Consider the following 7,294-nt stretch of genomic DNA (forward strand, 5'->3'; position numbering starts at 1 on the left):
TCCCTCGCNTCGGAGAACAGCTCCTTCGTGACCGCGAACATGTCCGCGGGCTCGCGGCTCTGCTTCGGCTCCTCCGAGTTCTACATCTCGAAGGACCTGGTGTCCATGTGCCCCCAGGCCGTCTTCGGCGAGTCGGGCTCCGGCGTGGACATGACCTACGTGGGGGAGGGCTACGACCAGAGCCTCTGGCAGGCGATCGCCGCCGGGGCGTACGCGCGCAAGACGACGAACAAAAAAGTCATGCTCGTGGTCTCTCCCCAGTGGTTCTTCAAGGGCAACGGGGAGCAGTCCAAGTTCTCGTCCAAGTTCAGCTACTCGCTCTACCAGGAGTTCTGTGACAATCCTGACATCTCGGACCAGACCAAGGCCTACGTGCGCCAGCGTGCCCAGGCCCTGGGCGTGGGCACGACGGAGCTGCGTGCGGCCAACGGCGACACCCCCCTGGACCGCCTCAACGCGGTCGCCTACTACCAGTCCGACCAGCTGCGCCTGCGCTCCAAGCTCTCCAACGTGATCTCGCTCGCCCCGAAGAAGAGCGTGCTGCGCGCGTCGGGCGAGTCGACGGGCGAGCCCGACTGGGCCGCCCTGCTCGCCCAGGCCGACGCGGNCCCCAAGAGCGAGAGGCGCTTCGTGGCGGCCGTCGCCCTCGGCATCCTGCCTCTCGTGACCTACAAGCTCACGGTCTCGTTCGCGTCCACGGCGCTCCTGGGCTTCGCGGGCATCTCGTATGCCACCTTCAAGTCGGTGCAGATCCTCATGGAGGTGCACGACGGGCTCATCGCGCGCGAGGACATGGGCCTGGTCGACCAGCTCAGCTTCCTGCTCTTCTTCCCGACCTTCGACTCGGGTCCCATCGACCGCAGCCGGCGCTTCCTCGAGGACGCACGCCGCATCCCGCCCCGCGACGAGTACGCGGGTATGCTGGCTCGCGGCATCCTTCTCGTCCTGGGCGGCATGGCCTACAAGATGGTGCTCGCCACCCTGGTGCACCGCCTCTACGCCCCCGCGGCCTGGGGGAGCGGCCCCTTCCTCGAGGAGCTGTGGAAGCAGGTCGTGACCTGCTACGCGTATGGCCTCTACCTCTTCTTCGACTTCGCGGGCTACTCGATGATGGCCATGGGCGTGGGCTACTGCCTGGGCGTGCGCGTGCCCCGCAACTTCCGCGCGCCCTTCCTGGCCGAGGACCTCCAGGACTTCTGGAACCGCTGGCACATCACGCTCTCGGCCTGGCTGCGCGACTTCGTGTTCATGCGCCTCTCGCGCTGGCTCATGCGCCGTCACCTCGTGAAGGGACGCCTGCGCACCGCCCAGGTGGCCCTCGTGGCAGACATGTTGCTCATGGGGCTCTGGCACGGAGTCACCTCCGACTACGTGGCGTACGGCCTCTACCACGGAGTCCTCATGGCGGCCACCGAGGGCTTCCACAAGACCGCCTACTACCGCGCCCACAAGGGACAGACTTGGTTCAGACTGGCCTCGTGGGCGATCACCATGCAGCTCGTGTTCTTTGGCTTTGCCCTCTTCTCAGGGCAGGTCTCCCTCGTTCTGAAAGGAGTACTGAATGTCTGACAGCATGCGCAACGACGACGTGGAGGAGCGCCTCCTCGACCTCATGGAGGAGGTCTGCGAGGACCCGGCGGTGCGGGAGCATCGCGACGAGGACCTCTTCGACCTCGGCTTGCTCGACTCGATGGCGGCCGTGGAGCTGCTCGTCGGCATCGAGGAGGAGTTCGGCGTCTCCATCGCACCCACCGAGCTCCCCCGCGAGGAGATGAACACCGTCGACCTGATCCTCGAGCAGGTCAGGAAGAGGCTCTAGGGTGACGGACGCCAACAGGGACGACGCCACGGTCGAGGAAGCCTCCCAGTCTTCGCGCGCAGGACGCTGGCCAGGTCCCGGCCTGCGCCTGCTGCTGGGCGTCGCGGGCGGCCTTCTCGCCTTCTCCGTTGCGGGCCTTGCGGTGGCGGAGCTCGCCTTGCCGAAGAGCGGGCGGGCGGACGAGTCGCGCATCTACGACTACGTGTATGCCAGCGGGAAGTCGGAGAACAGCTCCTTCGTGACCGCGAACATGTCCGCGGGCTCGCGGCTCTGCTTCGGCTCCTCCGAGTTCTACATCTCGAAGGACCTGGTGTCCATGTGCCCCCAGGCCGTCTTCGGCGAGTCGGGCTCCGGCGTGGACATGACCTACGTGGGGGAGGGCTACGACCAGAGCCTCTGGCAGGCGATCGCCGCCGGGGCGTACGCGCGCAAGACGACGAACAAAAAAGTCATGCTCGTGGTCTCTCCCCAGTGGTTCTTCAAGGGCAACGGGGAGCAGTCCAAGTTCTCGTCCAAGTTCAGCTACTCGCTCTACCAGGAGTTCTGTGACAATCCTGACATCTCGGACCAGACCAAGGCCTACGTGCGCCAGCGTGCCCAGGCCCTGGGCGTGGGCACGACGGAGCTGCGTGCGGCCAACGGCGACACCCCCCTGGACCGCCTCAACGCGGTCGCCTACTACCAGTCCGACCAGCTGCGCCTGCGCTCCAAGCTCTCCAACGTGATCTCGCTCGCCCCGAAGAAGAGCGTGCTGCGCGCGTCGGGCGAGTCGACGGGCGAGCCCGACTGGGCCGCCCTGCTCGCCCAGGCCGACGCGGAGGGCGCCCAGCGCTGCACCAACAACGACTATGGCGTCTATGACGCGTACTGGGAGAAGAACTCCCAGTACGACCCCGAGTGGTACCAGAACTTCCACGAGGCTGACGACGAGTACGCCGACCTCGCCTGCCTGCTCAGGGTGTGCAAGGAGGCGGGCTTGGAGCCCCTGGTGTGCATCCTTCCCGTGCACGGGTCGTGGTACGACCGCTCCAACGTGAGCCAGGACGAGCGCCAGTACTACTACCAGCGCATCCGTGGCATCTGCGACGAAGCCGGCTCCGCATACGCGGACTTCTCGAGCTGCGAGTACGAGAGGTACTTCCTCTGCGACACGGTGCATCCCGGCTGGCGTGGCTGGGTGCGGATCGAGGAGTCCTTCTACCACTTCGTCAACGGAACCAAGGACGCCTTCCTGGGCGGAGCGGGCTACGGCAGCGCCGAGGGACTCACGTCCGAGCGGGCGACGCAGGCAGGGGAGGGCGCCTGATGTCCGGCAAGGGAGGGAAGGGCCCTCTCGCCCGCTCCAAGGCCTGGCTGATCGACCATGCCGCCGGGCATGGCACGCTCGTCGCCGTGGCGGCAGGCTGCCTTGCCTTCGCACTTCTGGCGGTCCTGCTGTGGTTCCTCGTCTTCTCGGGCCTCAACGGGCCGGTGCAGTTCGTCTATGCGGGCTTCTAGCTTCATGGGCGTCCTTGGAGATGGGAAGGCGGCTCCTGCGGCGTGCAGGGATCCCCGGCGATGGATTCGCGGGGTTCTGGTGCTTGCCTTGGCGATTGCCGTCGTGCTTGGCGAGGGGGAGCTCGCCGGGCTCCTGCGCGCCGTGGGGGTGGTACCCGGCTCGTACCGCGTTGCCAGCGGCAGCAGCCAGATCGAGGTTCAGACCGATGCGTCGACCGACAGGGGTTCGGGCGTCTCTGACGGAGGGTCGGACGCGAGCTCCGACGCCGACTCTGGCCTCGACGTCGACCCGCAGGAGGCCTTCCCCTTCGCCCGAGGCGACGACGAGGGCCTCGTCCTTCCCTCGGGGGGCGGCGGCGATGCCCAGGTTGACCCCGGCAGCACCCCAACGCAGGCCGAACTCGCCGAGCTCATGGACGCCTACCTCGACCAGAACTTCCCCCGGACCGGCGTGCCCGGCGTCGCCGTCGCGGTGGTGAGCGCCCGGGGAACGTTGTACGAGCGGACGTTGGGAGACTGCGCCAGCACGAGCTCGACCTTCGTGATCGGCTCGCTCTCGAAGTCGTTCACGGCCGTCGCGGTGATGCAGCTCGTGGAGGCGGGCCAAGTCGACCTGGACGATCCCATTGGCTGCTATGTGGCGGACGCTGGTCTGCCCGACTCCGTCACCGTCCGGTCACTCCTCAACCAGACGAGCGGATTCGGCTACTACGACTCCCCCGCGGACGCCTGGCCGGGAGCCTCGGCGGGAAGCTTCTCGTACTCCAACGCGAACTACGACCTCCTGGGCCGGCTCGTCGAGGCCGTCAGCGGCATGAGCTATGGTGACTACCTAGGGGAGAGGGTCTTCGCCCCCCTGGGAATGTACGACGCGTCCGCCTATGGCTCGGACGACGCCCGTGCCGGCGAGGCCGCACAGGGCTCCGTGCCGGGGCACCGCAACTGGTTCGGGCTCAATCTGGCAGACGGATACCTGCATCAGGACGGCGACCACGCCTGGGGCGGGCCCTCGTCCGGCTACGTGCGCGCCAGCCTGAGCGACATGGAGAGCTACCTGCGCATGTACCTGCGGGGCGGCTCCGGCGTCCTGAATCCCTCCTCCGTGCGGGCACTCGCCCTGAGTCGCGTGCCTGACCCCTACGGCGACACCTACTACGGCATGGGCTGGACCACCTTCGGCTGGGACGGCGGAGAGCTCGTGATGAGCCACGACGGCCAGGTCGAGAACTACGTCGCTCGCATGATGGTGCTGCCCTCTCGCGGAATCGCCCTCGTCGTGCTGGGCGACGCGAGCGACTACTTCGGAGGCAACGAGGCGTTCTGGCAGATGGCCGACGGCGTCACCTTCATCGCCGTGGGTGGCGGTGGCGTGGAGGTGGACGGTGGCGAGAGGCTGTGGCTCCATGCCCAATACGATGCCCTCTACCTTGTGATGATTGGTCTCTCCCTGGCGAGCCTCCTCGGGCTGAGGGGTTGGGCGCGCAGGCTCGGGGCGGCTTGGTCCGAGGGGAGGGCACGCGACTTCCTGGCCTGGGACCTCGTGGCGTACGGCCTTCTCCCCCTGAGCCTGTTGTGGGTGCCGAGGCTCTATGGCGCCCCATGGGGGGACTTCGCGACCTTCGTCCCGGATGCCAGCGCGGTCATCCTGGTCACGGTCGCCCTGCTGCTGGCATCGGGTGCCACGAGGCTCTCTCTGGCCCTGCGCAGCCGAACTTGATACGGCTCAGTTTGTCGGTACGAGTCCGTTTGTCGGTACTATTGCAGGCGAGAAATACCGACGATCTAACCCAATTCGGCACTTTGAGGGCATATGCGTTCGTTTGTCGGCACCTCATTGCTCGGAAAGTACCGACAATTCAGCTCGGGTCGGGAGTCGACGTCTTATCGAAGTCGGCTTGGCGGTAGTGCCCTCCTGGCTCACAGCTGATGCCTATGTGGATTGAACAACCAGCGCCTCAGCCTGTCTCTCGCTTGCGTGGTTTCGGCTCCACCATCCAAGACGGCTTTTCCAAGGCAGCTGGCGAGCTGCCTCGCCTTCGTGTCAAAGCGAGGGAAGGACGTCGTGTCCCTGCCACAGAACACTACCAGCTTCCATCCCGCCGCTTGTATGCGGCTCCAGCGGTCCTTGTCGTCAAGCACCTTGTCTGCGTCAAAGACGACTTCGCCCGATTCGAGGCGCCTTCCACCATGTGGCGCGAACCCGTCATATTCAACCACGACGCGTTCCTTCGGGTATGCAAGGTCGGCAATGCAGGAGCCAGCTCGCATGCCTGCCCCCAGATCCAAAGGGTGATTGAGCAAGGGGGTGCCCATGCCATATCCACCCAGCTTGGATGGCAGGTCGAGGGCAAGGTGGAGGGCGCTCTCACGTGGCGATCTGGCACCGTCGAGCACCCAACGCAAGGCGCGCCTGGATGCCACGATACCGTGCATGCCTTTCGACTCATTTAAAAACTCATGCAATCGGGCGACATTTGTCAAGGATGGCCTCCCCTCGCATCCAGCATCTAGCCGAGGGACTCGTCCCCTCTCCCCATGTTCGAGCTCCGTCTGGCCTTGCGGGGCGAGGTCACCCCTCACGTAGCTTCCGCAGAGCTCCATTCCAAGCTCGATTTTTGGCAGAAGCGCCCTCCCGTTGCCAAGCTGCAGGAAGATGAGCTCGGGTGATGCGAGGCGGACGTCCGTGTTCGGAATCCGGAACAAGGATCCCGACGGGAGAGTGGAGCGACATACCCGTACCTTTGCGCCCCTCATTCGATGTGACTTGTTCTTGTGGTCTACCAGGAGTTCGAATGGGCGCGCGCATCTTTGGACAACGCCAGGGAGCTGCGTCCTTGGTTCCAGGTCTCGGTGGCATCCACCCTCGTCGGGGATGGCTCCTGCAAGGAGAAGAGACTGGACTGCCGCGACAAGCTCTCTTGATGAAGCGGCGGAGTCAACGAGGCTGGTGCACGTGCAGCTGATGGGCATCGCGCATAGCCCCAGGGATGCGCGTCGCCAGATGTCAAGTGCCGTTCGTCCTCCCAGGTAGATGGCCACGTTATTCTCCTCGTCTTCTGCTGTGCGCGATGGGGTGCAGCTAGCTCGTTGCCGCGTGCGGCGGGACGTGGGTAGCTCGCACGCCAAGGTACCGGCTCGCTTTGCCAGAGAATAGGATTCTGAGCAGGTGATTTCCTGCATATGGCTGGCACCAGCCTGCAGGGTATGCTGCTGGGCCCATACCGTTCACGGAACCGAGGGCAGCTTGGAAGGGTCGCACGACTGGCGAGAGTTTGGCAGTTTGGGGCGAAGCGTCAGGCTCGTCCACAAGTTCTACCAAAATTCATGTCGCCGTGGTTCATGGCTGAGGGGTGATACGACCTGCCGGCAAACAAGAAGACGCTGTGCAGTAGTAGCTCAACTTGCCTGTTTGTCGGCAGAGAAAGACCGATAAACAGATCACATCATTGTCATATGAGTTATTTTGGTGCGTTTGCCGGTATATCGTGGTCAAGAATGTACCGACAAAAATGAAAGGCATGTACGTCTAGCACCCGGCAGGTGAGATTTGTCGGATGATGTGCCCTCGCCAGCTGGCAGGGGCCGACCGGCGGGAGGGGAGAGGAACGTGGGCAAAGGGCTCGGGCTCATCTACCAGGACCAGTGGCTCGCCGCGGTGGACAAGCCCCAGGGCATCCTGGTTCATGGCGACGGCAGCGGCGCCCGCACCCTCACGGACGATCTGCGCGAACTCCTCGAGGCCCAGGGGACGGACGCCAGTGGCCTGCAGCCCGCCCAGAGGCTGGACGTCGACACCTCGGGACTCGTGCTCTTCTCGCTTGACAAGATGATCCAGCCCAGGTTGGATGCCCTCGTGGCCATGCGTGGCATCCGCAAGCGCTACGTCGCCCTGGTGGAGGGGCGCTTTCCCACAGGGACGCGCGACATCGAGCTGCCCCTCGGGCGCGACCGCCACGACGCCCGTCGCATGCGCGCGAG

Annotated in this window: 7 protein-coding genes; 6 read left to right on the forward strand and 1 reads right to left on the reverse strand. The window is 65.2% G+C overall.

What is annotated here, in order from left to right; genetic code table 11:
- The first annotated feature begins 39 nt into the window (after positions 1 to 39).
- The 5 genes from dltB (at position 40) to BQ7388_RS03650 (ending at position 5,033) form a co-directional block, all read left to right on the forward strand.
- Positions 40 to 1,569, forward strand: a complete 1,530-nt coding sequence (dltB, locus tag BQ7388_RS12620) for a D-alanyl-lipoteichoic acid biosynthesis protein DltB (protein ID WP_407668475.1) — start codon at positions 40 to 42, stop codon at positions 1,567 to 1,569.
- Positions 1,562 to 1,819, forward strand: a complete 258-nt coding sequence (gene dltC, locus BQ7388_RS03635; RefSeq protein WP_009277952.1) for a D-alanine--poly(phosphoribitol) ligase subunit DltC — start codon at positions 1,562 to 1,564, stop codon at positions 1,817 to 1,819. The genes dltB and dltC overlap by 8 nt, the downstream gene beginning before the upstream one ends.
- A 1-nt stretch (position 1,820) precedes the next feature.
- A complete protein-coding gene (gene dltD, locus BQ7388_RS03640; protein ID WP_062529562.1) occupies positions 1,821 to 3,125 on the forward strand; it encodes a D-alanyl-lipoteichoic acid biosynthesis protein DltD in 1,305 nt (434 codons plus the stop codon).
- Positions 3,125 to 3,316: a hypothetical protein gene (locus tag BQ7388_RS11870; protein ID WP_009277950.1), complete on the forward strand. Its 192-nt coding sequence runs from the start codon at positions 3,125 to 3,127 to the stop codon at positions 3,314 to 3,316. The genes dltD and BQ7388_RS11870 overlap by 1 nt, the downstream gene beginning before the upstream one ends.
- Positions 3,317 to 3,395: 79 nt before the next feature.
- Positions 3,396 to 5,033: a serine hydrolase domain-containing protein gene (locus BQ7388_RS03650; protein ID WP_072499802.1), complete on the forward strand. Its 1,638-nt coding sequence runs from the start codon at positions 3,396 to 3,398 to the stop codon at positions 5,031 to 5,033.
- 200 nt (positions 5,034 to 5,233) lie between these two features.
- On the opposite strand, the gene BQ7388_RS12255 is transcribed toward BQ7388_RS03650, so the two are convergent.
- Complete coding sequence (locus BQ7388_RS12255; protein WP_159430783.1) at positions 5,234 to 5,533, reverse strand: hypothetical protein; 300 nt, start codon at positions 5,531 to 5,533, stop codon at positions 5,234 to 5,236.
- Positions 5,534 to 6,923: 1,390 nt separating this feature from the next.
- Here BQ7388_RS12255 and BQ7388_RS03660 point away from each other — a divergent pair.
- Positions 6,924 to 7,294 (forward strand): pseudouridine synthase (locus BQ7388_RS03660; RefSeq protein WP_234946819.1); only part of this gene is annotated, 371 nt, incomplete at its 3' end.

The organism is Olsenella phocaeensis (genome assembly GCF_900120385.1).
In the GTDB taxonomy this organism is placed as follows: domain Bacteria; phylum Actinomycetota; class Coriobacteriia; order Coriobacteriales; family Atopobiaceae; genus Olsenella_I; species Olsenella_I phocaeensis.